Annotated in this window: 24 protein-coding genes, 2 riboswitches and 1 other annotated feature; of the genes, 15 read left to right on the top strand and 9 right to left on the bottom strand. The window is 38.9% G+C overall.

Annotated features, from left to right (window positions below; all coding sequences use genetic code 11):
- The first annotated feature begins 103 nt into the window (after window positions 1–103).
- Both AC4BHA_RS09265 and AC4BHA_RS09260 read left to right on the top strand, forming a co-directional pair.
- Window positions 104–934, top strand: a complete 831-nt coding sequence (locus AC4BHA_RS09265; RefSeq protein WP_066109183.1) for an alpha/beta hydrolase family protein — start codon at window positions 104–106, stop codon at window positions 932–934.
- 18 nt (window positions 935–952) lie between these two features.
- Window positions 953–1,195: a DUF2584 domain-containing protein gene (locus AC4BHA_RS09260; protein WP_066109181.1), complete on the top strand. Its 243-nt coding sequence runs from the start codon at window positions 953–955 to the stop codon at window positions 1,193–1,195.
- A gap of 136 nt (window positions 1,196–1,331) precedes the next feature.
- Here AC4BHA_RS09260 and pckA read toward each other — a convergent pair whose 3' ends face one another.
- Entirely contained in the window at window positions 1,332–2,921 is a 1,590-nt protein-coding gene (gene pckA, locus AC4BHA_RS09255) for a phosphoenolpyruvate carboxykinase (ATP) (RefSeq protein WP_139892774.1), read from the bottom strand.
- 378 nt (window positions 2,922–3,299) lie between these two features.
- Window positions 3,300–3,428: riboswitch (SAM riboswitch) on the top strand.
- Between the two features lie 133 nt (window positions 3,429–3,561).
- On the opposite strand from pckA, the gene metK reads away from it, so the two are divergent.
- Together metK and asnB are read left to right on the top strand one after the other, a co-directional pair.
- A complete protein-coding gene (metK, locus tag AC4BHA_RS09250; RefSeq protein ID WP_490558472.1) occupies window positions 3,562–4,761 on the top strand; it encodes a methionine adenosyltransferase in 1,200 nt (399 codons plus the stop codon).
- Between the two features lie 197 nt (window positions 4,762–4,958).
- Window positions 4,959–6,854 carry an asparagine synthase (glutamine-hydrolyzing) gene (gene asnB, locus AC4BHA_RS09245; RefSeq protein ID WP_490558471.1) on the top strand — a complete coding sequence of 632 codons (1,896 nt, stop codon included), beginning with the start codon at window positions 4,959–4,961 and terminating at the stop codon, window positions 6,852–6,854.
- On the opposite strand, the gene AC4BHA_RS09240 is transcribed toward asnB, so the two are convergent.
- On the bottom strand, window positions 6,851–7,702 hold the full coding sequence (locus AC4BHA_RS09240) for a C39 family peptidase (RefSeq protein WP_490558470.1): 852 nt from the start codon (window positions 7,700–7,702) through the stop codon (window positions 6,851–6,853). The two genes, asnB and AC4BHA_RS09240, sit on opposite strands and share 4 nt — an antisense overlap.
- 103 nt (window positions 7,703–7,805) lie before the next feature.
- Window positions 7,806–8,336 carry a gamma carbonic anhydrase gene (locus AC4BHA_RS09235; RefSeq protein WP_490558469.1) on the bottom strand — a complete coding sequence of 177 codons (531 nt, stop codon included), beginning with the start codon at window positions 8,334–8,336 and terminating at the stop codon, window positions 7,806–7,808.
- 110 nt (window positions 8,337–8,446) lie between these two features.
- Between AC4BHA_RS09235 and AC4BHA_RS09230 the strand changes: the two genes are divergently transcribed.
- The 5 genes from AC4BHA_RS09230 (at window position 8,447) to AC4BHA_RS09210 (ending at window position 13,594) form a co-directional block, all read left to right on the top strand.
- A complete protein-coding gene (locus AC4BHA_RS09230; RefSeq protein ID WP_066109165.1) occupies window positions 8,447–9,250 on the top strand; it encodes an alpha/beta hydrolase in 804 nt (267 codons plus the stop codon).
- Between the two features lie 22 nt (window positions 9,251–9,272).
- On the top strand, window positions 9,273–10,355 hold the full coding sequence (locus tag AC4BHA_RS09225; RefSeq protein ID WP_066109162.1) for a tetraprenyl-beta-curcumene synthase family protein: 1,083 nt from the start codon (window positions 9,273–9,275) through the stop codon (window positions 10,353–10,355).
- Window positions 10,356–10,382: 27 nt separating this feature from the next.
- Window positions 10,383–11,384: an LLM class flavin-dependent oxidoreductase gene (locus tag AC4BHA_RS09220; RefSeq protein WP_490558468.1), complete on the top strand. Its 1,002-nt coding sequence runs from the start codon at window positions 10,383–10,385 to the stop codon at window positions 11,382–11,384.
- A 48-nt stretch (window positions 11,385–11,432) separates the two neighbouring features.
- Window positions 11,433–11,578: riboswitch (cobalamin riboswitch) on the top strand.
- 178 nt (window positions 11,579–11,756) lie between these two features.
- Complete coding sequence (locus AC4BHA_RS09215) at window positions 11,757–12,809, top strand: FecCD family ABC transporter permease (RefSeq protein ID WP_066109155.1); 1,053 nt, start codon at window positions 11,757–11,759, stop codon at window positions 12,807–12,809.
- The gene (locus AC4BHA_RS09210) at window positions 12,803–13,594 is read left to right on the top strand and encodes an ABC transporter ATP-binding protein (RefSeq protein WP_490558467.1); all 792 of its coding nucleotides are present in this window, start codon (window positions 12,803–12,805) and stop codon (window positions 13,592–13,594) included. Before AC4BHA_RS09215 ends, AC4BHA_RS09210 begins: the two co-directional genes overlap by 7 nt.
- A 41-nt stretch (window positions 13,595–13,635) precedes the next feature.
- Here the strand turns inward: AC4BHA_RS09210 and mnmM are convergent, their stop codons facing one another.
- Window positions 13,636–14,202 carry a tRNA 5-(aminomethyl)-2-thiouridylate-methyltransferase MnmM gene (gene mnmM, locus AC4BHA_RS09205; protein WP_066109149.1) on the bottom strand — a complete coding sequence of 189 codons (567 nt, stop codon included), beginning with the start codon at window positions 14,200–14,202 and terminating at the stop codon, window positions 13,636–13,638.
- Window positions 14,192–15,166: a tRNA modification radical SAM protein MnmL/YtqA gene (mnmL, locus tag AC4BHA_RS09200; RefSeq protein WP_066109146.1), complete on the bottom strand. Its 975-nt coding sequence runs from the start codon at window positions 15,164–15,166 to the stop codon at window positions 14,192–14,194. The genes mnmM and mnmL overlap by 11 nt, the downstream gene beginning before the upstream one ends.
- A gap of 182 nt (window positions 15,167–15,348) precedes the next feature.
- Here mnmL and AC4BHA_RS09195 point away from each other — a divergent pair, with 182 nt between their 5' ends.
- Both AC4BHA_RS09195 and AC4BHA_RS09190 read left to right on the top strand, forming a co-directional pair.
- Window positions 15,349–15,612 carry a YtzC family protein gene (locus AC4BHA_RS09195; protein ID WP_066109143.1) on the top strand — a complete coding sequence of 88 codons (264 nt, stop codon included), beginning with the start codon at window positions 15,349–15,351 and terminating at the stop codon, window positions 15,610–15,612.
- Between the two features lie 13 nt (window positions 15,613–15,625).
- The gene (locus AC4BHA_RS09190; RefSeq protein WP_066109140.1) at window positions 15,626–15,799 is read left to right on the top strand and encodes a glycogen biosynthesis protein GlgD; all 174 of its coding nucleotides are present in this window, start codon (window positions 15,626–15,628) and stop codon (window positions 15,797–15,799) included.
- A gap of 15 nt (window positions 15,800–15,814) precedes the next feature.
- Here the strand turns inward: AC4BHA_RS09190 and AC4BHA_RS09185 are convergent, their stop codons facing one another.
- Window positions 15,815–16,060 carry a hypothetical protein gene (locus AC4BHA_RS09185; protein WP_490558466.1) on the bottom strand — a complete coding sequence of 82 codons (246 nt, stop codon included), beginning with the start codon at window positions 16,058–16,060 and terminating at the stop codon, window positions 15,815–15,817.
- A gap of 122 nt (window positions 16,061–16,182) precedes the next feature.
- Window positions 16,183–16,406 (top strand) — a binding site (T-box leader).
- A gap of 77 nt (window positions 16,407–16,483) precedes the next feature.
- Here AC4BHA_RS09185 and leuS point away from each other — a divergent pair.
- From leuS to AC4BHA_RS09170, 3 genes are all read left to right on the top strand, one after another.
- Window positions 16,484–18,895 (top strand): leucine--tRNA ligase, encoded by a 2,412-nt coding sequence (gene leuS / locus AC4BHA_RS09180; RefSeq protein ID WP_066109137.1) that lies wholly within the window; start codon window positions 16,484–16,486, stop codon window positions 18,893–18,895.
- A 65-nt stretch (window positions 18,896–18,960) separates the two neighbouring features.
- Window positions 18,961–19,269 (top strand): rhodanese-like domain-containing protein, encoded by a 309-nt coding sequence (locus tag AC4BHA_RS09175; protein ID WP_066109134.1) that lies wholly within the window; start codon window positions 18,961–18,963, stop codon window positions 19,267–19,269.
- Between the two features lie 58 nt (window positions 19,270–19,327).
- On the top strand, window positions 19,328–19,513 hold the full coding sequence (locus tag AC4BHA_RS09170; protein WP_066109131.1) for a sporulation protein Cse60: 186 nt from the start codon (window positions 19,328–19,330) through the stop codon (window positions 19,511–19,513).
- A gap of 217 nt (window positions 19,514–19,730) precedes the next feature.
- On the opposite strand, the gene AC4BHA_RS09165 is transcribed toward AC4BHA_RS09170, so the two are convergent.
- The gene (locus AC4BHA_RS09165; protein ID WP_225983619.1) at window positions 19,731–20,198 is read right to left on the bottom strand and encodes a VanZ family protein; all 468 of its coding nucleotides are present in this window, start codon (window positions 20,196–20,198) and stop codon (window positions 19,731–19,733) included.
- Between the two features lie 15 nt (window positions 20,199–20,213).
- Window positions 20,214–21,485 carry a BaiN/RdsA family NAD(P)/FAD-dependent oxidoreductase gene (locus AC4BHA_RS09160; RefSeq protein ID WP_139892780.1) on the bottom strand — a complete coding sequence of 424 codons (1,272 nt, stop codon included), beginning with the start codon at window positions 21,483–21,485 and terminating at the stop codon, window positions 20,214–20,216.
- 202 nt (window positions 21,486–21,687) lie between these two features.
- Here AC4BHA_RS09160 and AC4BHA_RS09155 point away from each other — a divergent pair, with 202 nt between their 5' ends.
- Window positions 21,688–23,310 carry a putative polysaccharide biosynthesis protein gene (locus AC4BHA_RS09155; RefSeq protein WP_066109124.1) on the top strand — a complete coding sequence of 541 codons (1,623 nt, stop codon included), beginning with the start codon at window positions 21,688–21,690 and terminating at the stop codon, window positions 23,308–23,310.
- Between the two features lie 66 nt (window positions 23,311–23,376).
- Here the strand turns inward: AC4BHA_RS09155 and AC4BHA_RS09150 are convergent, their stop codons facing one another.
- On the bottom strand, window positions 23,377–23,592 hold the full coding sequence (locus AC4BHA_RS09150) for a hypothetical protein (protein WP_066109121.1): 216 nt from the start codon (window positions 23,590–23,592) through the stop codon (window positions 23,377–23,379).
- Window positions 23,593–23,621: the final 29 nt, after the last annotated feature.

Below are 23,621 nucleotides of genomic sequence, written 5' to 3'. Positions count from 1 at the left end.
CTCCTTAGTAGGCAGTATGTATGCCAAAGTGTAGTTAATCGTATTGTATGTGTGGTATATATTTGTGTGAATGCCTATAGAACTTTGTAAAGGAGCCCGGATTATGGATGAAGTAAAATCATCGCTAGGTAGTATCGTAGATAGAAGTCGATATCCATCGCCACATCCGGATATAAATCTATATATTGTCACGTATTTATCGAATGGGTTAAGGGTTAAGGGGCTATTAGCTGAGCCAAAAAAAAATGATGAAATAATGGACGGATTTTTATATTTACGCGGAGGCATTAAAAATGTTGGGAAGGTCCGTCCAGGGCGTATCATTCAATTCGCAAGTCAGGGGTTTGTTGTTTTTGCCCCCTTTTATCGTGGCAACCAGGGTGGAGAAGGAGAGGAAGATTTTGCAGGAGAAGATCGTTGGGATGCTATTGCAGGTTTTGAACTTTTAAAGCAACATCCCAAGGTTAATCCAAAAAAGGTCCATATTTTTGGATTTTCTCGAGGCGGGATTATGGCCTTGTGGACAGCTATATACTGCCAGGACGCTGCTTCACTTGTCACGTGGGGGGGAGTTTCCGATATGGTTCTGACCTACATAGAGAGAATTGATTTAAGAAGAATGCTGAAAAGGGTCATTGGAGGTACGCCAAACAAGGTGCCGGATGAATATAAAGCCCGTACACCCTTGTATGAAATTGAAAAAATACCATGTAATGTTCTAATTATTCATGGCGAGAAGGATAAGAACGTTTCGGTTGAACATGCCAATCTATTAAGAAACAGACTGCAGGATCTCGGCAAGAGCGTCGATGTGTGGTACCTTAAGGACTATACACATTATCTACCTCCTAGAATAAATCGGCAAATCGTCACGGATTTAACGAAATGGATGAAAGAAGCCGCTTCAAATGATACCATTGAAATAAATAAATGAAGCAGGGGAGTGAGAGAATTGGGTATGCCAATGGAATTGAATACTCTTATAGTGACAAAGGCTAATGAAAAAAGGGTTGAGGAAAATCTATTCGTCCTAAAAAAAGAAGGATACCGCCTATATCCAATTGAAATTCCGATTGATATCCGAAAAACTCTGGATGGAGAATCGAGAGGAACGGCACGGATAAAAAAAGTGGAATGGGAAAATAACTGCACAACCATTACATATGAGTTGATTTCTTTAAATTCCAGTAACTAAATTGAATAGAAACTAAAGAAAACAAACCTTCATCCAGAATTACATTGGGCGGTGGGTTTGTTTTTAAATTTAGACAAATAAAATAGTGCCTCAGGAAAGCCATTTCTTTTTGGCTTCCTAAGACACCGCTAGTTCTTTAAAAGGTAATTGGTCCACCTTTAGATTCAATTTCAGAACTGATATTTTTAAATTCCTTGAAATTTTCTCTGAATTTATGTGCAAGCTCATTCGCCTTTTCATAATAGGCTTCTGGATCTTTCCACGTTTTCTGCGGCTGTAAAACTTCATCAGGTACTCCAGGTACGTGTAAAGGAATCGCTAAGCCAAATATTCTGTCTTGTACCGTTTCGATATTGGCTAGTTCTCCTTCCAATGCAGCTTGAATCATCAATCGTGTATAAGAAAGCTTCATGCGGCTACCTGTCCCATACTCTCCTCCAGTCCAACCGGTATTAACCAGATATACCTGAACTTGATGTTCCTCAATATTTTTGCCAAGCATCTCAGCATATTTAGTTGGATGCAATGGTAAGAATGGTGAACCGAAGCAGGTAGAAAACGTAGCCTGTGGTGAAGTGATTCCGAGTTCAGTCCCTGCCAATTTACTCGTATAACCGCTTAGAAAATGATACATTGCCTGTTCTTTGGTTAACTTGCTGATTGGAGGCAGAACACCAAAAGCATCAGCAGTTAAAAAGATGATTGTATTGGGATGGCCCGCTATACTAGGTGTGACGATGTTCTGCATGGCTTCGATAGGGTAAGCTGCCCGGGTATTTTCAGTTAACATTCCATTATCATAGTCAGCAATTCTCGTATCTTCATCTACAACCACATTCTCTAGTACAGAACCAAAGCGTATGGCATTAAAAATTTGAGGCTCTTTTTCCTGTGTGAGATTGATGCATTTTGCGTAACAGCCGCCTTCAATATTAAATACACCATCAGGAGACCAGCCATGTTCGTCATCACCTATAAGGCGGCGATTTGGATCGGCTGATAAAGTAGTCTTTCCAGTGCCGGATAAGCCAAAGAAAAGAGCTACATCTCCCTCGAAACCTACATTTGCTGAACAATGCATAGAGAACACATTTTTCTCAGGCAACAGGTAATTCATGATTGAGAAAATGGATTTTTTCATTTCACCTGCATACTCGGTGCCTCCAATTAAGACGACTTTTTTCTCAAAAGAAATGATGATAAACGTCTCAGATTGTGTACCGTCCACGAGAGGGTTTGCTTTAAAACCTGGTGCTGAGATAATAGTAAACTCAGGAGAATGATTTTCAAGCTCTTCTTTAGTGGGGCGGATAAACAGCTGATGTACAAATAAATTGTGCCAGGCATATTCATTGATTACTTGTATAGGAAGGCGGTAGTCTGTTGCAGCCCCAGCAAACCCATTAAATACAAATAATTCATCTCGTTTTTCGAGGTAATCGATAACTTTATCATATAATTTAGAGAATGCGTCTTCAGATATTGCTTGATTGACGCTTCCCCAGGCTATTTTATCTTTAGTGGCAGCTTCCTCTACAATATATTTATCCTTTGGAGATCTGCCGGTATATTTACCTGTTTCGGCTTTAATCGCTCCAGTAGATGTGAGGATGCCCTCTTTTCTGGTTAATACTTTTTCAACTAATTGTGGCACTGAAAGCTGAATGTGAATATTATCATGAGTAAGTAATTGTTTCAATTCATTGGAAACTCCTACACTGTTCATAAGGTATCATCCTTTTCCAGAATTTTGGTAAGCATATTATATGGAAAATAGTATAACACATTTAATCGATTTATCCATACTAATTGTGTTAATTTTCAAAAATATGGTTTAATATAGTATATAAGAATAATTATTATTGTTTTCATTGGTGAAAGAATAGGGATATTAGTCAATATTGATGGATAAATAATAAAGTATATTTATTTGAATATTCGTAAATTAATTATATCAATATCATAATTGAAATGCGAATTTTAAGTTCTGACTGTACTTCTTTTAGAAAAAGGATGAAGCTAAAGTTTTATCTTAACAATATATTCCTGTTTATTTATTGACAGAAAATGATGGATAAGATAATATATACATTTGATATGGATACTCTTATCAAGACTCGGTGGAGAGACGAGCTCTATGAAGCCGGGGCAACCTGCAGTTTGATTCCTTATAATGGAAATCACGCAAAGGTGCTAACTTGATGCAAGGTTATAATGCCTTGAACGATGAGAGTGAAAGGCAGATTTCTGAGACTCAGACCTTTCCTCTTTTCTTTATAAAGGGGAAAGGTCTTTTTTCGTATAATCAGGAGATAATTAAAGATAATGAGTAGCCATAAACAGGGAAACTGAAGGAGGAAATATACATGTCTAATAAGAGACATTTGTTTACATCAGAATCTGTAACAGAAGGTCATCCGGATAAAATTTGCGATCAGGTTTCTGATGCCATTTTGGATGAAATATTAGCAAAGGATCCAAATGCAAGGGTAGCCTGCGAAACATCTGTTACCACTGGATTAGTTTTAGTAGCGGGAGAAATCACTACTTCTACGTATGTGGATATTCCAAAAATTGTACGTGACACAATCAAAGGGATCGGTTATACACGTGCTAAATATGGTTTCGATGCAGAAACATGCGCTGTCTTAACCTCTATTGATGAACAATCTGCAGATATCGCCCAAGGTGTAGACCAAGCTTTGGAATCAAGAGAAGGCACGATGTCAGATGAAGAGATTGAAGCTATTGGGGCGGGAGATCAGGGTCTTATGTTCGGTTTTGCCTGCAACGAAACAGAAGAATTAATGCCTCTTCCTATTTCTCTTGCTCACCAATTATCTAGAAAGCTGGCTGAGGTTCGTAAACAAGAAGTTCTTCCATACTTGCGCCCTGATGGAAAAACACAAGTCACAGTGGAATATGATGAAAATAAAAATCCGGTAAGAATTGATACAATCGTTATCTCTACTCAGCATGACGCGGAAACAACACTGGAGCAAATTAAGAAAGACTTAAAAGAACAAGTAATTAAACCGGTTGTTCCTGCTCACCTTATTGATGAACAAACTAAATATTTTATTAACCCAACGGGCCGTTTTGTTATTGGAGGTCCACAAGGGGATGCAGGCTTGACTGGCCGTAAAATCATTGTAGACACGTATGGTGGATACGCACGTCACGGTGGCGGAGCATTCTCTGGTAAAGACGCTACAAAAGTAGACCGTTCTGCTGCCTATGCAGCCAGATACGTAGCTAAAAATATTGTAGCAGCAGGTCTTGCAGATAAAGCGGAAGTTCAGCTGGCTTACGCGATTGGTGTAGCGCAACCAGTATCTATTTCTATTGATACGTTCGGTACAGGGAAAATTGAAGAGGAAAAATTAATTGAATTAGTACGTGCTAACTTTGATCTACGCCCAGCAGGGATCATAAAAATGCTTGATTTAAGACGTCCGATCTATAAACAAACAGCAGCTTACGGACATTTTGGACGCAATGATTTAGATCTTCCTTGGGAGAAAACAGATAAAGTGGAAGTACTGCGTGCGGAAGCTAACATCTAAGATAAACAGCATAAACATTTCTAGAAAGAGGGATAACCCCTCTTTCTTTTTTTGTCTAAATATGGTAATATTAGGAAACTATGAAATCGGGTATAATGGATCGTATTTTGTCGGGACCCTAGCTCATATCTAAAATCTAATTCTTTGATATTTTTAAATGAAAAACAGTCGAAAGTAAAGGTAGTGAGTGAATAATAATGTGTGGATTTGTAGGATGTATGCATGATCACCAACAAGCGAATCAGGATTCAGAACTAATTAAAAGTATGAATGACTTGATTACGCATAGAGGGCCGGATGACGAGGGGTATTATATAGATGAACATATCCAGCTTGGTTTCAGAAGACTAAGCATCATTGATATTGAATGTGGACATCAGCCCTTAACGTATGAAAATGAACGCTATTGGATTGTTTTTAACGGAGAAATATACAACTACTTGGAATTGAAAGTAGTGCTGGAAAAGGAAGGCATGGCGTTTTCTACAAATTCAGATACTGAAGTAATCCTGGCGGCATTTGTTCAATATGGGGAAAAGGCAGTTGAAATGCTTCGTGGGATGTTTGGGTTCGTGATTTGGGATAAACAGGAGAAATCTGTTTTTGGTGCCCGTGATCCATTTGGGATTAAACCATTTTTTTATAAGGAAGATGGGGATAAGACCTATTTTGCTTCTGAAAAGAAAAGTATTATACACGCTATAGAAAAACAAGAATTGGATCATGTGTCTCTGCAGCATTATCTTACCTTTCAATTTACTCCAGAACCAGCAACGATGACAAAGTATGTGAAAAAATTATTGCCTGGACATTGCTTTACAAAGAAAATTGGAGAACCTATGGAAATCCGCCAATATTGGAAAGCGGAATTTAAACCTATTCTGCGCAGTGAACCAGATTGGATTAAAGAAATTCAAGATGTGATGTATGACAGTATCAGCATGCATATGCGCAGTGATGTACCCGTTGGTTCATTTCTTTCAGGTGGAATTGATTCTACAATCATCGCATCCATAGCTAAAGAATTTCATCCTGGAATTAAAACATTCTCAGTTGGATTTGAACAGAATGGTTTCAGTGAAATTGATGTAGCTAAAGAAACAGCTGACAAGCTTGGGGTAGAGAATATCAGCTATATTATATCGCCGCAGGAATATATGAGGGAACTGCCGAAAATTATGTGGCATATGGATGACCCGTTGGCAGACCCCGCTTGTGTTCCTTTATATTTCGTGGCAAGGGAAGCGCAAAAGCATGTAACGGTTGTTCTGTCAGGTGAAGGAGCGGATGAATTATTCGGAGGATACAATATTTACCGTGAGCCTCAATCCTTAGCCATATTTAATAAAATTCCTGTACTTATGAAAAGAGCGCTAAAAAGAATTGCTGCCATGATGCCTGAAGGGGTAAAAGGCAAAAGTTTTATAGAGCGCGGCTGTACGCCGATTGAAGAACGCTATCTTGGAAATGCCAAGATGTTTATGGAGGAAGAGAAGGGGCAATTATTCAAATTATATAAATCAAAGCTGGATTATACTACGATAACACATCCGTTCTACGCAGAAACACCCGAATATGATGATGTGAGCAGAATGCAGTATATTGATATTCATACATGGCTGCGCGGAGATATATTAGTAAAAGCTGATAAGATGACGATGGCACATTCTCTTGAGCTTCGAGTGCCATTCCTTGATAAAAAAGTATTTGAGGTGGCATCCGGAATTCCAACTGATTTAAAAACTGCTCATGGAACGACCAAATATATACTTAGAAAAGCTGCAGAGGGAATCATTCCTGACCATGTATTAAATCGTAAGAAACTTGGTTTTCCAGTCCCTATCCGTCATTGGTTAAAAAATGAAATGTATGAATGGGCGATTACAATAATAAAAGAAAGCCAAACAGATCATTTGCTGGATAAGCAAGTCATTATGAATCTGTTCAATAATCATGTTACAGGTAAAGCGGATAATAGCCGTAAACTATGGACTGTATTGGTATTTATGATATGGTACTCTGTATATGTCGAAGAAAAATATCCTTTCCAGGCATTAGCTGAAAAGGATATGATAAGTGACCCAATCCATTAATCTTTATAGGTTATAGCCTGTTTTCCCATTTGCACCCACGCTTTTTCAAAATCAGCGGAGGGTGCTTTTTTATTTTTAATTCCTGTTAAGGGATCGTTAAAATAAATATAATGCTGATCATATCCCGTCACTACGACAGAATGCTCCTTATAAGTAATCGATATTTTCCCATTTGGTGTTTTCCAAGTATGGAAATAGGATGGATCCAGTTTTTCATAGGCTGTATTTATGATAACCCAGACGGGCCGATTGGTTGAGAGATACTTTTTGATTTGGTTGAAATCTCCATTGGTAAAATCGATTATTTTGCCAGGCATATAATGCTCAGCAAGTTTTTTTATAGGCTTATGATACACTCCGAGGCCAGGTTTATTAGTTGAATACATATCTCCAATAAATCCATCATTAGGATCACCGTAATGGATTTCACCATTTATTTTTTTTATTTTAGCTGGATTTTTTTTTATTTGCTGGGCAAGTTTTAATTTATCAGCATCCAATCCGGAATATTGAAGAAGCATAGCCAGGCTGGTTACTTCACATCCTCTTGGGAGCTCGGGCTGCTGTTTAACGATCGGCACATCAAGAAGTACTTTATCTTTGGCAGGAGGTTTTGCAAGTCGATTATCTTTGGTAATAGAAGTTGTTAAGCTTACTGACTTATCAATCATATTATTAATTTGATGAGCAAAGGAGTAATTTGAGTTATAGACCTTCCAGCCAGTATACAGGAAAGTGCCTATCAAAGAGATAACAATCAAAATAGATAGTGGCTGATATTGACGCCATAGGACCAAAATGATTGAAATGATACTAAATAACATGAAAATCAAAATGAAAGTATTCATAATCCTACTCCTGAAATTGATTTTAAAAAGGTGTATCATTTATAGCTAAATAATAAAGGGAATGGGTATACAATAAAGAGTATACCCTAATGAGGAATGATAATTAGTTATTCTCTTTTAAAGGTTGTATACTTGAATAATAGCGTGCTTTTTCTGCGTATTCCTTATTTATTCTTTCCATGTCTTTACGATCATCATCTGTTAATTCACGAATTACTTTAGCAGGTCTGCCGAAAGCGAGTGTGTTTGGTGGGATTTTTTTACCTTGAGATACTAAACTGCCTGCACCGATGAAGGCACCTTCTCCTATTTCAGCTCCGTCAAGAATAATGGAGCCCATCCCAATCAAAGCATTTTTCTCCACATGGCAACTATGGAGAATGACTTGATGGCCTATCGTTACATTATCTTCCAGTACTAATGGGTTGTTGGGACTTTGATGGAGGACTGAGTTATCTTGAATATTAACATTTTTACCGATAATCACAGGAGCGACATCACCTCTAATGACTGTGTTAAACCAAACACTTGAATTTTCACCGATTGTGACATCACCACTGATAACTACATGATCCGCTAAATAAGCAGTTTGATCGATGGAAGGAATTTTATCTATATATTGATATAATTTCATTACAAAACCTCCGTTTTCTACTGTAAAATAGATAGTTAATAAAAGTGTACATATAAAGCGGTACAGTGTAAATAAAATAAAGCTAAACATCATACAGGAGGAGTTCATCTATGAAAAAGTGGGAAGCTGAGGGGAAAGCCTATGGTGTAATCGTGATTGTTCACGGCGCCATGGAGCATTCAGGCAGATATAAATGGTTAATTGAAAGATGGCTATCAGAAGGGTATCACGTAATTATTGGAGATTTGCCAGGTCAGGGAATGACTTCACGTGCAAATCGAGGGCATATTGATTCATTTGAGGATTATATTGATGAGGTTGATTCATGGGTGAACGAGGCTTATACATTTGGTTTGCCTGTATTCATGCTGGGTCATAGCATGGGAGGACTCATCATCATTAACATGCTTCAACTTAAAGAATATAATTTAGCGGGTATTATCCTATCTTCACCATGCTTTGGAACATTAATTCATCCTCCAAAATTACTTGAATCCATGTCAAAGGTTTTAAATCTTGTTTATCCTACATATAAAAAACCTTCAGGATTAACGGTTGAAATGGCAACGAGAAATCCAGAAGTTATTGAATTTGATTTGAACGATTCACTCTACATCACAAGTGTATCAGTCAGATGGTATCGTGAATTAATTTCAGCTATGAAGGATGCCTTTGATTTTGATGAGGATTTCCCGGATATTCCTGTTCTTGTTATGCAGGCAGGGGACGACAAAATAGTGGACAAGGCTATGGTTAGAGAATGGTTTAACTACTTTCCGGCATCCGAAAAGCATTATAAAGAATGGCCTAAGCTGTATCATGAAATATTTAATGAGCCAGAGAGAGAAGATGTATTTCTATATGCAAAGAGCTTTATTGAAGCGAGATTGCGCAATATAGGGTATATCGTTTAAGGGGTTAGGAGATGGGACACAAATGAAATTACCCACTAGTGATATCAGCTTAGTAAAGAATGTATACAGAAATGTATTTCCAGTTGTTCATCGGGAACTCGCGAGTTGGCAGGCAAAGGCAGAAAAAATCCCTAATGAAGAGCTGCGTACACAGGCCTTATCCAGTATTGCCCACAAAACTTTTCATTGCGAGGGTGGTTCTATATTAGCTCTCGCAGCAGGTGAAAAAAAAGATGATGTCATTCGATTTATTGTTGCGTATCAAACAATCAGTGATTATCTTGATAATCTATGTGACCGCAGTACCTCACTTGATCCTAATGATTTTACGCTATTGCATCAATCTATGAAGGATGCTCTTAATCCGGAGGCCCTGACGAGAAATTATTATGAACTCAGAGAGGAGCAGGAAGATGGCGGGTATTTAGTCGAGTTAGTAAAAACCTGTCAATCTGTTCTTTCAAATATGGTGCATTATCAACATATCGAGCCTTTTTTGAAAAAGCTTTGCACCTTTTATTGTGATTTACAAATACATAAGCATGTTACGTGGGAAGAACGGGTACATAGATTAGAAACCTGGTTCAATGAAAATAAACAGCAGCTTCCAGAAGGTTTGTCATGGTATGAATTCAGTGCTTGTGCAGGATCTACTCTGGGCATCTTTTGTTTAGTTTCATATGCAGTGCGTGATAATTTTACTGAACATTTGGGGAAAGACATATATGAATCTTATTTTCCTTATGTGCAAGGATTGCATATTATGTTGGACTATTTTATTGATCAGGAGGAGGATCGCCAAGGCGACGATTTAAATTTCTGTTTTTATTACGAAACGGAAGAGCAACTGATTGATAGACTTTGTTATTTTGTTGAAAAAGCCAATTTAGATGTCACAAAAATACCGGACAGCAAGTTCCACAGCATGATTAACCAGGGATTATTGGGTATTTATCTAGCCGATTCCAAGGTGAAAGACCAGTTGTCGGTTAAGCAATATACTAAAAAAATGTTAAGCCTGGGTGGCCGTTCAGCGTATTTCTTTTATTGGAATAGTAAGCTGTATCATGCGTTTAAGAGAATGAAAAAGAATAGGCGAGTCTAGCATTCAATACTAAGGGGATGGAGCAGAATGGTGAAATTAAGTATTCTAGACCAGTCACCGCGCTCTGTTGGAGAGCCTTCAGAGCAGGCACTTGCTAATACGGTCAAACTGGCAAAATTGGCTGAGGAGTGGGGATACTCAAGATTTTGGGTCAGCGAGCATCATGATAGTCAAGGCTTGGCAGGATCTTCGCCTGAGATATTGGCTACATGGATTGCTGCTCAAACAGATAAAATAAGAGTTGGAACTGGCGGTGTTATGCTGCCTCACTACAGTGCTTATAAAGTAGCTGAAAACTTCAGAGTATTATCTGGTTTAGCTCCAGGAAGAATAGATTTGGGAATAGGCAGGGCTCCTGGAGGGATGCCAAGAGCAACGCGAGCGTTGCAGGAGGGGAGAGTACAAGAACTGCATCGTTTTCCTGACCAGGTAGATGAGTTATCCTGGTATCTCTATGATCAAATACCGGAATTGCATCCTCTATATGGGTTATCGGCGACACCTACCATTACATCTCCGCCGGAATTGTGGATGCTTGGATCTAGTTCATCCAGCGCAGCTCTTGCAGCCCATAAGGGTATACCCTATAATTTTGCTTTGTTTATTAACAGTGAATATGCTGAAGAAAATATGAAGCATTACCATGAAGCATTTCGACCTACAGAGTTAATACAGAATCCATCAGGTATGGTTACTGTATTTACAGTTTGTGCAGAATCGGACGAAGAGGCAGAATATCTGGCTGGTTCACTGGATTTATCGATGCTGTTTCTTTCACAGGGAATTATAAGAGAGGGAACACCTCACCCAAAAGAAATTAATGAAATGTCATTATCGCAGTTTGAGAAAGCTCGAATTGATTACAACAGAAGCAAGATGATTATCGGTTCTCCTAAAATGATTGGAGAAAAAATTAGAGAGCTGAGTGAACGCTTCTTTACAGATGAAATTATGCTTGTGACAATCACCCATTCATACGAGGCTAAAGAGAACTCCTTCAGATTAATTGCCAAAGAACTGTTGAAATAATAGTGGATTTGCCATTAGTCAATCAATCTATTAGAATAAGAATAAAATCTAATAAATCACTTTAAAAGTGCCTCGGTACACGAGGGTAAAAGGGAAAACGGTTCAAATCCGTTGCAGCCCCCGCTACTGTACTTACTAAATCACAAGTCTGATTTAGTAAAAGCCAGGAAACCTGCTTTTAGAGTTTTAGTACTTATTTTTCGGAGGGAGAAGTAGGCTTATTGTATTCACAGGCGTGAAAAAGTGAATCCTTAGCTCAATATCATCCTGAGCTAAGGATTTTTTATGTGTTGTAGCTTATAATCTTGTTTTAAAGTGCATGAATAATCCGAGGTTCGCCGCCAGGAGTAAAGAGGAATTGAAGTATAAGTTATGAATAATAAAAATAGAACAACCGGTATTTATTTTGGGAGTATCCTGTTTTTGCTGCTCGCTGCGTTGCTCGGCCTGTTTATAGGCAGCGTGGACATGTCATTTAAAGATATACTTGGGATTCTCTTGAAGAACGTGACCGGCCAGGAATCCTTCTATACAGGTCCAAAAAATATAGAAATGATTATTTGGAATATACGATTACCCCGGGTATTAATCGCTTTATTTGTAGGTGCCTCACTGGCACTTGCCGGTGCTGCCTTTCAGGGGCTTTTGCAAAATCCACTCGCTGATCCATATACTATCGGAATTTCTTCCGGTGCATCGGTTGGGGCAGTGATTGTTCTATTCTTTAATATCGAATTTGCTCTTTTTGGTCAGTTCACATTGCCGCTTGTTGCAATCGTGTTTAGTTTTATAACCTTGTTTATTGTATTTGGTATTACAAAGGCAGCTAGTGTTACCTATGCAAATGAGACCATTATTTTAGCCGGTATAATTATGAATTCATTCATTGGCGCTGTGGTCTCACTTATCATTGCGCTATCCTCAGGAGATCAAATGAGGGAGGTATTAAACTGGCTGATGGGCAGTGTGGCTATGAAAAATTGGGGACACGTCAGTATATTGATTCCCTTTTTTATTATAGGAGCTTCCATAATTTTATATCATTATCGTGAACTAAATGGGATGGCTCTTGGAGATCAATCCGCTCAATATAATGGTATCGATGTGAAACGAAAGAAAATAATCATTATTATCGGGGCTGGACTATTAACGGGTGCAGCAGTTGCCGTATCAGGAGCTATTGGTTTTGTTGGACTGGTTATTCCACATCTTGTTCGCCTTCTTGCTGGTGCTGATCATCGCCACTTACTGCCATTATCCATGATTATTGGAGGTGGATATCTCGTATTGGCTGACTTGATTGCACGTACGATTATCAACCCGCAGGAATTACCAATCGGTGTCATTACTGCCTTAATCGGTGCACCTGTATTTACAATCTTACTGATTAAAGAACGCATAAAAAGAAGGAATTTGACATGTTAACCGTAGAGAGCCTCAGTGCAGGCTATCATAAAAATAAGCAAGTGCTTCAGGACTTTTCTATTAAGGTTGAGAGCGGAGAATTTTTTGCTCTTCTTGGTCCAAATGGAAGCGGTAAGACGACATTGATTAAAAGTATATTGGGAAAAATGGAATATAAAGAAGGGACTTCAATCATTAATGGGAAAAGGACCTCATCCTATAAAACCGGAGAATTGGCTAAAATTGCTGCCGTGTTAAGTCAGGAACATATGGTGGGTATAGATTTTACGGTGGAAGAAATCGTACTATTAGGCAGGTATCCTTATCAGGAGAAGGGATTTTTTAATCATTACCGTAGTGAGGATTACGCAATTGTTGATGAGTGTCTTGCTCAGACAAACACGCTGAAATTTAAGTATACATACTTTTCGTCATTAAGCGGAGGGGAAAAGCAACGTGTCCTTTTAGCAAAGGCTTTGGCCCAGCAGCCAAAGCTCCTGTTTCTCGATGAACCTACAAATCATCTGGATGTAAAGCATACAATCGAATTGTTAAATTTATTAAAGAGGCTCCAGCTTCAAAATGGGCTGACGATTGTCGCCATCCTCCATGATTTAAACATGGCAGCTTTATATGCAGATAGATGTGCTTTGCTTAAGGATGGAAGGAAGGTGGCGGAGGGTGGAATAGATTTACTTTATGATGAAACATTGCTTTCATCTGTATACGAGGTAGATTTGGTAAGTCGCCCTCATCCTATTACGGGAACACCGCAGATCTTTTTTACCCCTGAGAACTATAAATGATTATATATAAAAAGTGTGAGCATCCATAAGCTCACACTTTTTTAACGTTTTTCGATAGCGATAATAAATGGCGGATTGTTTTTTTGATTCATAAATCGGTATTCCAGCACATGGGCCGTATCCTGTGGAAGCTCTGTAACGAATTTGATTAATTCGTCACGTTCAATGTCTCCGCCGGGATGACCGTGATAGATGACAAGAACTATGATGCCTTCAGGCTCCATAATTTTGAGTAATGACGTTACAGCCTGAATCGTAGTAGGAGCGGTTGTAATAATTTCTTTATCGCCGCCAGGCAAATAGCCTAAATTAAAGATTGCGCCTGTAACAGATTTGCCAGTTGGGATAAATTCCTGTAAACGCTCATGACCTGCGTGAATTAGTGTTACCCGCTCCTGAAGCTCATTTGTCATCAGTCTCTCTTCCGTTTTTTGCAAGGCAGATTCCTGAATGTCGAAGCTGTATACATGTCCATCCGGACCAGTTAAATTTGCTAAAAATACGGTGTCATGCCCATTGCCCATCGTACAATCAATGGCTATATCACCAGGTTTAACTGCTTTTTCAAGCAATAGTCTTGCGAAGGGAAGGATACGATCAAGCTTCATTTATGACAGCATCCTTACTTGGCACATAAAATTTACCTTGATAACTATTGCGACGCTTTAATTCAGCATCGATAGCATTTAATACTTCCCATTTATTAACGCTCCACATTGGTCCAACCATCAAATCAATCGGACCGTCACCGGTAATACGATGGACAATCATTTCAGGCGGAAGGATCTCCAACTGATCACAGACAAGATTGACATATTCATCTAACGAAAGGAATTCCAGCATTCCTTTTTCGTATTGTTTTACCATTGGAGTGCCCTTTAAGAGATGCAATAGGTGAATTTTAATTCCCTGTACATCCAGTTTAGCAACTTCTTTAGCTGTCTCCATCATCATTTCTGGAGTTTCAAGCGGCAGTCCATTAATAATATGGCTGCAAATGCGTATACCGTGTTTCCGAAGTTTGTTTACGCCCTCTACATAGGTTGGATAATCATGTGCACGGTTTATGATATTAGCTGTTTTCTCGTGAACAGTTTGCAGACCAAGCTCAACCCACAGGTAAGTACGTTCATTTAATTCAGCTAAATATTCTACAACATCATCAGGCAGACAGTCTGGACGAGTGGCAATGGATAATCCGACTACACCTTCCTCGTTCATGACAGTTTCAAATTTTTCCCGTAACACCTCGACTGGTGCATGGGTATTTGTATAAGCCTGGAAATAGGCCATATACTTGCCGTCCTTCCATTTTTGATGCATTTTTGCTTTTATATCGGCAAATTGTTTTTGCAAATCTTCAGCACGATTGCCGGCAAAATCGCCGGATCCAGCGGCACTGCAAAATGTACAACCACCAAAAGCTACCGTGCCATCACGATTCGGACAATCAAATCCACCATCAAGAGCTACTTTAAATACTTTGTGACCAAATTGATTGCGTAGATGATAATTCCATGTATGATAACGTTTGTCGTCACTTGCATATTGAAAAGGGTTAACCTGTTTCATTACAAAAACCCCCTGTTTAGATTTCAAGAACATAAACTCCATTTTACCACGCTGATGTATACTTTCCAATTGACTATTATTAGCAGCTTTAAAAATCACTAATCTTTTTAATTTCAAAGGGGCATAATGGATAATGGATGAGCTTTTGTAAACCAATCCAATGAAAAAAGGAGAGGGTATCTTTGGCTACACGAAAATCCATGGGTGAGTGTATGGAACGATGTACTAATGCAATTGAATTCGCAGAAGAGCAATATAAGGAGTCTGCAAAACAGGAGCACTACAATGAAGCAGGATATACCGAGGCATTGGTCAGATTGGAAAACTCATTTAATGAGTTAGAAGCAATGGATCACAGTGCAAATGATCAACAGCGTGATATGTTGAACCGTATGAAAATACAGGTTCAGGATATTCAGCATGCAATGGTTGTACGCAGGCGCTAAGGGGGTATTCACTATGCGGAAACGTTCTAAACATAATAATCCGGAACAAAAGACTCGTAATGGCATTAATAATCAAGATATCGAGGCTGGTGAAGATCAAGATATTATAAAGAAGGCTAAAAAGATGAACGAAGCATCTGGAGGCCAACAAACTAAAGCAACAGTTCATCCAAAGCAATACAAATAAACCAGCAGGCACAGTCTATATGGCTGTGCTTGTTGGTTTATTTGTATACAAGTGAGTTATGGGGATAATGAATGCAGCGGAGAATCCAGCCGGATGAAAGACTAATTCAGCCAGATGAGTGAGTAGATCAGCAAAATGAGAGGAATCCAGCCATCGACAAAGGAATAGAGCCGGATATGCCCATAATCCAGCCAAATAAAGGATTAATCCGGCCAAAATTGAGATTAATCCAGCCCCCAGTTTCCCTCGCCAATCACACATAAATTTTTATCAAACCTGTATAATCGATGCTATATTTGTCAATGATTGAAAAAACAGTCTAAATTGACTTGAACTTTTTAGCGGATTTACATACAATGAATGTATATATTTTTTGAATCATATGAATAACTTTGAGAGGGATTAGTAGTAATTGTTGTTCTTTTTAGAGAGTTGACGGTCGCTGCAAGTCAACAGGACACATTATGAACTCACCCTGGAGTTGCAAGCCTGAACTAAGAGTAAGGTTTGCCGTACATCTGCGTTAAAGAGTCGAGCCGGATGCATATTTACTGCATCAATCAGGGTGGTACCGCGGGAAGTTAATAACAAGCCTCTCGTCCCTACTTATTAGGGATGAGTGGCTTTTTTTATTGTTTTAAGCTTTTAAGCACAGCAATTTTGAACCATGTAGGAGGAATTAGGATGAGTTTCAATCATGTAGAGATTGAAAAGAAATGGCAATCTTATTGGGAAGAACACAAAACATTCAAAACGACTGATCATGTAGGGAAGCGTAAATTTTACGCTTTGGATATGTTTCCTTATCCATCAGGAGCCGGCCTTCATGTAGGGCATCCTGAAGGATATACAGCAACAGATATTCTATCTCGCATGAAACGTATGCAGGGATATAATGTCCTTCATCCAATTGGCTGGGATGCATTTGGATTGCCTGCCGAGCAATATGCTCTTGATACAGGAAATGATCCGGAAGAGTTTACAGCTAAAAATATCGGTACATTCACACGTCAGATTAAATCACTTGGGTTCTCCTATGACTGGGACAGGGAAATCAATACAACCGACCCAGAGTACTATAAATGGACGCAGTGGATTTTCTTAAAGCTATATGAAAAAGGACTTGCCTATATGGCTGAAATACCGGTTAACTGGTGTCCGGCACTCGGAACAGTTTTGGCTAACGAAGAAGTTATTGATGGGAAAAGTGAGCGGGGCGGACATCCGGTTATCCGTAAGCCTATGCGCCAATGGATTTTGAAAATTACGGCTTATGCAGATCGTTTGATTGAGGATTTGGATGAATTGGATTGGCCTGAAAGCATTAAGGATATGCAGCGTAACTGGATCGGACGCTCTGAGGGAGCATCTGTAACTTTTAAGATTAAAGGTACGAACGAATCCTACACGGTATTCACGACACGTCCTGACACCTTGTTCGGGGCAACATATTCTGTCCTGTCACCAGAGCATCCGCTTGTGGATAAAATTACAACAGCAGAGCAAAAAGAAGCAGTTGAAGCGTATAAAAAGGAAATTCAATCTAAGAGCGATCTTGAGAGAACAGAGCTTTCTAAAGAGAAAACAGGTGTATTCACAGGAGCATATGCAATCAACCCGGCAAATGGGGAAGAGATTCCGATCTGGATTGCTGATTATGTATTGATGAGCTATGGTACAGGTGCAATTATGGCAGTTCCGGCTCATGATGAACGTGACTATGAATTCGCTAAGAAATTTGATTTGCCAATCCGTGAGGTTGTAGCGGGCGGAAATATTGAAAAAGAAGCTTATGCAGGAGAAGGAGAACATGTAAACTCTGAATTCTTGAATGGCTTGAATAAAGAAGAAGCAATTGGCAAAATGATCGAATGGCTTGAAGAACAAGGAATTGGTGAGAAGAAAGTAACCTATCGCTTGCGTGACTGGAACTTCTCTCGTCAGCGTTACTGGGGAGAGCCTATCCCAATTATTCATTGGGAAGATGGTACTATGTCAGCTGTACCTGAATCTGAGCTCCCGCTTATGCTTCCGAAAACAACCGAAATTAAACCATCAGGTACAGGTGAATCTCCTCTTGCCAACATTGAAGAGTGGGTAAATGTAGTAGATGAGAACGGCCGTAAAGGAAGACGCGAGACAAACACAATGCCTCAATGGGCGGGCAGCTGCTGGTACTTCCTGCGCTATATCGATCCGAAAAATCCAAACGCGATTGCTGATCCTGAAAAGCTTAAGCATTGGATGCCAGTAGATACGTATATTGGCGGAGCAGAACATGCTGTACTTCACTTGCTTTATGCAAGATTCTGGTACAAATTCTTGTATGATATTGGTGTTGTTCCTACAAAGGAACCTTTCCAAAAGCTATTTAACCAAGGAATGATACTTGGAGAAAATAACGAAAAAATGAGTAAATCCAAAGGAAATGTAGTAAATCCGGATGATATCGTAGAAAGCCATGGTGCGGATACACTTCGTCTCTATGAAATGTTCATGGGACCGCTTGATGCATCCATTGCTTGGTCTGCAAACGGACTTGATGGTTCCAGACGTTTCCTTGACCGTGTTTGGAGATTGTTTATTACCGATGACGGTACAGTAAATGATAAGATCACTGAATCCAATGATACTCACCTTGAGAAAATCTATCATCAAACGGTTAAAAAGGTAACAGAAGATTTGGAAGCACTTCACTTTAATACAGCTATTTCTCAAATGATGGTGTTTATTAATGAAGCGTATAAAGCGGAAATCCTTCCAATTCAATATATGGAAGGATTCGTGAAGCTCTTGTCACCTATTTGCCCTCATATCAGTGAAGAACTTTGGAGCAGACTGGGCAACAATGAAACACTTGCCTATACTTCATGGCCTGCATATGATGAGTCCAAATTGGTTGATGATGAAATTGAAATTGTTATTCAAATAAACGGTAAAATGAGAGCAAAACTTCAGGTACCGGCCGGCATTACGAAAGAAGAAATGGAAAAAATCGTAATGGAGAACGGAAAGGTCCAAGAGCAAATTGACGGTAAAACAATCCGTAAGGTTATTGCTGTTCCAGGAAAATTAGTAAATATCGTTGCAAACTAACAAGTGTGGCCGTCTTACGTTTAATAAAACGTAAGACGGCTTTTTTATAAAGGGGGAAAATGGAGATGGAAGAAATAAAAATTATCCAACCCGAAGAGCTGCAGATCAGAATTGAAAATGGAGAGGAATTATCCATCATTGATGTACGGGAGGATTATGAAGTTATAAATGGCATGGTACCAGGTGCTATTCATATGAGAATGGGAGAAATACCCGATCGGCTTGATGAGCTTGATAAAGAAAAGGAGTATATTCTAATCTGTCATGCAGGAGTAAGAAGTGAAAATGTGGCTTATTTTCTGCAGGAGAAGGGATATAAGACAGCCTCAATGGAGGGCGGTATGATGCATTGGCAAGGGGAAATGGTATTCTGAATAGTATAAAAATATAAAAGTCTGGCAAAGATATATAAAAACAGGAGGAGTCTTTGCCGTGATCCAAGTAAAAATGTTTGATTATGAACATGAAAAAGACCTGGAAAAAGGGATGAATCATTTTCTCGGAAAAATAGATGAGGACAGCATTGTAGATATAAAATATAATATAGCAGCTTTCGGTGAAGAGGATGAGGAAGACCAAATCTATTGTTTTAGCGCAATGGTTATCTATAAAAAATGAGTAGTTATCATTTTTGGTAAAATTAATTCTTGGTTCATATTTACCCGTAGGAACAAGTCTATTCCCAGATGAAGCGGAACATCTAAGAAATAATCCATAGGTTGATGAATTTAATTTTTGCTAACTCAATCGTTACAGCTAAAATTACAATTGAATATAGTAAAAATAAGTGGAGAAAACAAACTTGTTTCTCCACTTATTTTTAGGTTTGAACTTATTAGGTTACGGGTTTTTTGAAAAGCTTATACATGAGCTTGAAAACCATGTAGCCAAAGAAACCTCCGATTGTATTTAATAGAATATCATCTACATCAAATCCACCGACATGGAAGGTAAGCTGCATCGTCTCCACAAATAAAGAAAACAAGAAGGACAGAAATGTGATAATCAGTAAATTTCTCAGCTTTTTAAAGGCGATTGGCAGAAAAAATCCAAATGGCATAAAAGCGATAATATTACCGAATAGATTCGAAAACCATATTTTAAATTTGAAGTAATCAGCAAACGTAATATACATATTGATTGTTTTAAAGGGAACAAGATTATAAGATTCTATCCTGTCTTCTTGTCTGTAGTATCCAAAAAACAAAAGATAGGAAAGGATGGCTAAATAGATGAAAAACAACATGTAAATAAGCGGCGAAAACAGCTTATTGTTTTTTATCGTTTGGGCTATATCCTGCACTTATACCATCCTTTCTTATGCCAGGAAATTATTCTTTGCTGCAGCATTTAATCCTGCTAAACGGCCGGTTACCAAAGCTGAAGTGATATTATAGCCGCCCGTATATCCGTGAATGTCCAAAATTTCTCCGCAGAAATATAAGCCATTCATGAATTTACTGGCCATTGTTTTTGGTTCAACTTCTTTAACCGATACTCCTCCGCCAGTCACAAATGCTTTCTCTAAAGAAAGTGTTCCATTAACACGGACAGGGAATTTTTTAATATCTTTGCTTAAAGAACGCCATTTCTCATGGGCGATGACTGCCCCCTGGGAAGAAGGGTCAATCTGGTTACGCTCCAGTAAAAATAATAAATATCTTTCAGGCACTAAACCTTTTAAGCTGTTTTTGACAGCTTTTTTGTCATCCGATTTAATAATTTTAATAATCTGTTGGAATACCTGTTCTTCATTTAAATCAGGGAGCGCGTCAATTTGGACAACGACCTCTTTAAGATTCCATTTTTTGAGGGCCTTTACAACAAATTGGCTGCATCGCAGGACACCTGGACCTGATAGACCAAAATGTGTGAAAATCATATCCATACGATGGGTAATTAATGGTTTTCCTTTAGGATTCATTACGCTGATTGCGACATCGCGAAGTGAAAGACCCTGTAATGTTTTCTGTTTGATAAAATTTTCAGCTGACGTGAGCGGAACCTCAGTTGGGAATAGCTCTGTAACAGTATGTCCAGCTTTTTCCGCCCAAGCATAGCCATCACCGGTTGACCCGGTGTGAGGAACGGATTTACCGCCAACAGCAATGACAACGGAGTCAGCTTCGATCGTTTCGCCTGTTTGTGTCCGAACGCCAATTACTTTCCCTGAATCATACAAAACATCAGCTATAGGTGAGTTTGTGCGTATATCGGTACCCAATTGCTTCAAACGATTCATCATTGCATCCACAACGGATTGAGCTTTGTCATTAACTGGAAACATTCTTCCGTGATCTTCCTCTTTTAATTCAACTCCCAGTTTCTTAAAGAAAGAAATAATTCCCTCATTATCAAATTCAGAGAATGCACCGTACAGGAACTTGCCATTACCGGGAATATGCTTGATAATCTCATCAATCGGCAGACGGTTTGTGACATTGCATCGGCCTCCGCCTGAAATGGCCAGCTTTCGGCCAAGCTTGGATCCTTTATCTATTAATAAGGTGGAAGCGCCGTTTTCTGCAGCTGCTATGGCAGCCATTAAACCGGAGGGGCCTCCGCCTATAATTATTACATCGTATTTCATTATTCCATCTCTTTTCTAAAACATGCTAATATGTTCTATTATAAGTGATTTTATGAATAAGGCAAAAGTCGTAAACAAATTGAAGTTCAATTGTCAAAAAGGATAGAAAAGAGTAAACTACAGAATAGTGAACAAATAAACAAAAAGACTCATGAAAATATATTTCTTACAGGTTAAGGGAAAGAGTGAAAGGGATTGTTACATGTCATCGAAACTTATTAGAGGCACTTTTATTCTAACAGTTGGTATGGTTTTATCGAAAATACTCGGATTGTTTTATGTTATTCCTTTTAATCAAATTGTCGGCAAAGAAGGAATGGCGTTATACGGCTTTGCGTATATCCCCTATACGATTTTCATCAGTATATCAACGGGAGGGATTCCCCTCGCGGTGGCCAAATTTGTGGCCAAATATAATGCAATGGGTGAATATGCAGTTGGGCGTAAGCTATTTGAATCAAGCCGAAAAATAATGATGTTAACGGGGATTTCGGCTTTTCTCATTATGTATGTTAGCGCCCCTGGATTGGCTGCCATGATGGATACGCAAAAATTTTCCGTTGAGGATGTTACATCGGTTATACGGGCTGTTAGCTTTGCTCTGATCCTTGTACCTTCGCAAAGTATATTGCGTGGGTTCTTTCAAGGAAATGAGTCAATGGGGCCGACAGCTGTTTCCCAGGTTATCGAGCAGATAGCACGAATTATATTCCTGCTGGGCGGTGCATATATTGTCCTGAATTTAATGGGCGGAGATGTCGTACAGGCTATGAGTGTGGCAACATTTTCAGCCTTTATTGGAGCGGTTTTCGGATTTCTTGTTCTCTTATGGTATTGGAAAAAGCGGAAACGTCATCTCGATAAACTTTTGAGCGAAAGTAAAAATGAAATAGATATATCTCTTAAAGAGATCTATAAAGAAATCATTGTTTCCTCAATACCATTTATTTTTGTTGGTTTGGCTATGCCTCTATTCCAGTTAGTTGATACGGTTACTTTTAACAGAGCGATGGTATCAATTGGAGAAAAGGCAACAACAGATGTGGCTTTTGGTGTTTTAAATGTATCGACTCAAAAGCTTGTCCTTATTCCAATGACACTTGCTACAGCCTTTTCGTTGTCCATTGTTCCTAGTGTAACGAAATCGTTTGTTGAAAAGAATTGGAAGCTATACAAACAACAATTAACAGAAACGTTCCAAACTTTGCTGTTTATTTTGATACCGGCAGTTGTAGGAATCAGTGTTTTATCTGAGAGCGTATATGGATCGTTTTATGGATTTCTTGATTTAGGGTCAGAAGTATTGAAAGTTTATGCACCGGTTGCTATTCTATTTGCTTTATTTTCTGTTACAGCTGCAATCATGCAGGGAATAAGCCAGCAGCGTTTTACAGTCCTTAGTTTATTGACTGGGATATTAATAAAACTGAGCCTTAATATTCCGTTTATAAAAATGTTTGAAACGAATGGGGCAGTTTATGCGACTGCAATTGGATATACGGTCAGTACACTTATTAATTTATATGTAATTTATTACTTTACTGGTTATCGAATAAAATCTGTGCTGAGAAGGGGATTATTATCACTCATATTTGCTGGGGTTATGGCCTTGGTTGTATGGAGTCTGGATCAGGTCCTGTCTTCCTGGATAGGTTCAAAAGGTCAGATGGATGCGGTTTTCAGGGTGGCGATTACTGTTCCAGTCGGGGTCCTAATCTACTTTTTCTTATCCATTAAAAGTGGTCTATTACATGTCATTTTTGGAGAGCGAACGGATGGACTATTGCGCAAGCTAAAATTGAGCCGTTTCACGAGAGGGAATTAATCAAATTAAAATGTGAAAGTTTAACTTTAAGGCCTGCTTATTATTTAAAGCAGGCCATTCTCATAATTAGTATCGCATTCCAAGTGCTCGTTCAATCCGGGATACACGTCGATCAAGGCGTTCAAATTGGCGCTCCAGACGTTCAAAGCGGTTTTCAAGCCGATCTATACGGGCATTAACTCCACCTAAGCCAGGAAATAGGCCTCCTGGTCCAGGAAAACCGGCTGGCTGTGGCAATTGTCTATCATCTTGTTCGTTAGAGGGTTGTTGTTGATAATCCATAAATTTAGAACACTCCTTCAATTTATATT

The sequence above is a fragment of the Pradoshia sp. Z3_51 genome (assembly GCF_058215915.1).
Note: the sequence above shows the minus strand (reverse complement) of the source record. Positions and strands in the feature narration are given on the sequence as shown.

What these genes read in the sequence shown, in the direction of transcription:
- AC4BHA_RS09155 (WP_066109124.1), top strand. Translation starts at nt 21,688, where the DNA reads ATGTCATCGAAACTTATTAGAGGCACTTTTATTCTAACAGTTGGTATG.
- AC4BHA_RS09225 (WP_066109162.1), top strand. Translation starts at nt 9,273, where the DNA reads ATGAAATTACCCACTAGTGATATCAGCTTAGTAAAGAATGTATACAGA.
- AC4BHA_RS09265 (WP_066109183.1), top strand. Translation starts at nt 104, where the DNA reads ATGGATGAAGTAAAATCATCGCTAGGTAGTATCGTAGATAGAAGTCGA.
- AC4BHA_RS09230 (WP_066109165.1), top strand. Translation starts at nt 8,447, where the DNA reads ATGAAAAAGTGGGAAGCTGAGGGGAAAGCCTATGGTGTAATCGTGATT.
- AC4BHA_RS09160 (WP_139892780.1), bottom strand. Translation starts at nt 21,485, where the DNA reads ATGAAATACGATGTAATAATTATAGGCGGAGGCCCCTCCGGTTTAATG.
- mnmL (WP_066109146.1), bottom strand. Translation starts at nt 15,166, where the DNA reads ATGAAACAGGTTAACCCTTTTCAATATGCAAGTGACGACAAACGTTAT.
- AC4BHA_RS09210 (WP_490558467.1), top strand. Translation starts at nt 12,803, where the DNA reads ATGTTAACCGTAGAGAGCCTCAGTGCAGGCTATCATAAAAATAAGCAA.
- metK (WP_490558472.1), top strand. Translation starts at nt 3,562, where the DNA reads ATGTCTAATAAGAGACATTTGTTTACATCAGAATCTGTAACAGAAGGT.
- AC4BHA_RS09150 (WP_066109121.1), bottom strand. Translation starts at nt 23,592, where the DNA reads ATGGATTATCAACAACAACCCTCTAACGAACAAGATGATAGACAATTG.
- AC4BHA_RS09175 (WP_066109134.1), top strand. Translation starts at nt 18,961, where the DNA reads ATGGAAGAAATAAAAATTATCCAACCCGAAGAGCTGCAGATCAGAATT.
- AC4BHA_RS09240 (WP_490558470.1), bottom strand. Translation starts at nt 7,702, where the DNA reads ATGAATACTTTCATTTTGATTTTCATGTTATTTAGTATCATTTCAATC.
- AC4BHA_RS09235 (WP_490558469.1), bottom strand. Translation starts at nt 8,336, where the DNA reads ATGAAATTATATCAATATATAGATAAAATTCCTTCCATCGATCAAACT.
- AC4BHA_RS09190 (WP_066109140.1), top strand. Translation starts at nt 15,626, where the DNA reads ATGCGGAAACGTTCTAAACATAATAATCCGGAACAAAAGACTCGTAAT.
- mnmM (WP_066109149.1), bottom strand. Translation starts at nt 14,202, where the DNA reads ATGAAGCTTGATCGTATCCTTCCCTTCGCAAGACTATTGCTTGAAAAA.
- AC4BHA_RS09215 (WP_066109155.1), top strand. Translation starts at nt 11,757, where the DNA reads ATGAATAATAAAAATAGAACAACCGGTATTTATTTTGGGAGTATCCTG.
- AC4BHA_RS09185 (WP_490558466.1), bottom strand. Translation starts at nt 16,060, where the DNA reads ATGTGTGATTGGCGAGGGAAACTGGGGGCTGGATTAATCTCAATTTTG.
- leuS (WP_066109137.1), top strand. Translation starts at nt 16,484, where the DNA reads ATGAGTTTCAATCATGTAGAGATTGAAAAGAAATGGCAATCTTATTGG.
- asnB (WP_490558471.1), top strand. Translation starts at nt 4,959, where the DNA reads ATGTGTGGATTTGTAGGATGTATGCATGATCACCAACAAGCGAATCAG.
- pckA (WP_139892774.1), bottom strand. Translation starts at nt 2,921, where the DNA reads ATGAACAGTGTAGGAGTTTCCAATGAATTGAAACAATTACTTACTCAT.
- AC4BHA_RS09220 (WP_490558468.1), top strand. Translation starts at nt 10,383, where the DNA reads ATGGTGAAATTAAGTATTCTAGACCAGTCACCGCGCTCTGTTGGAGAG.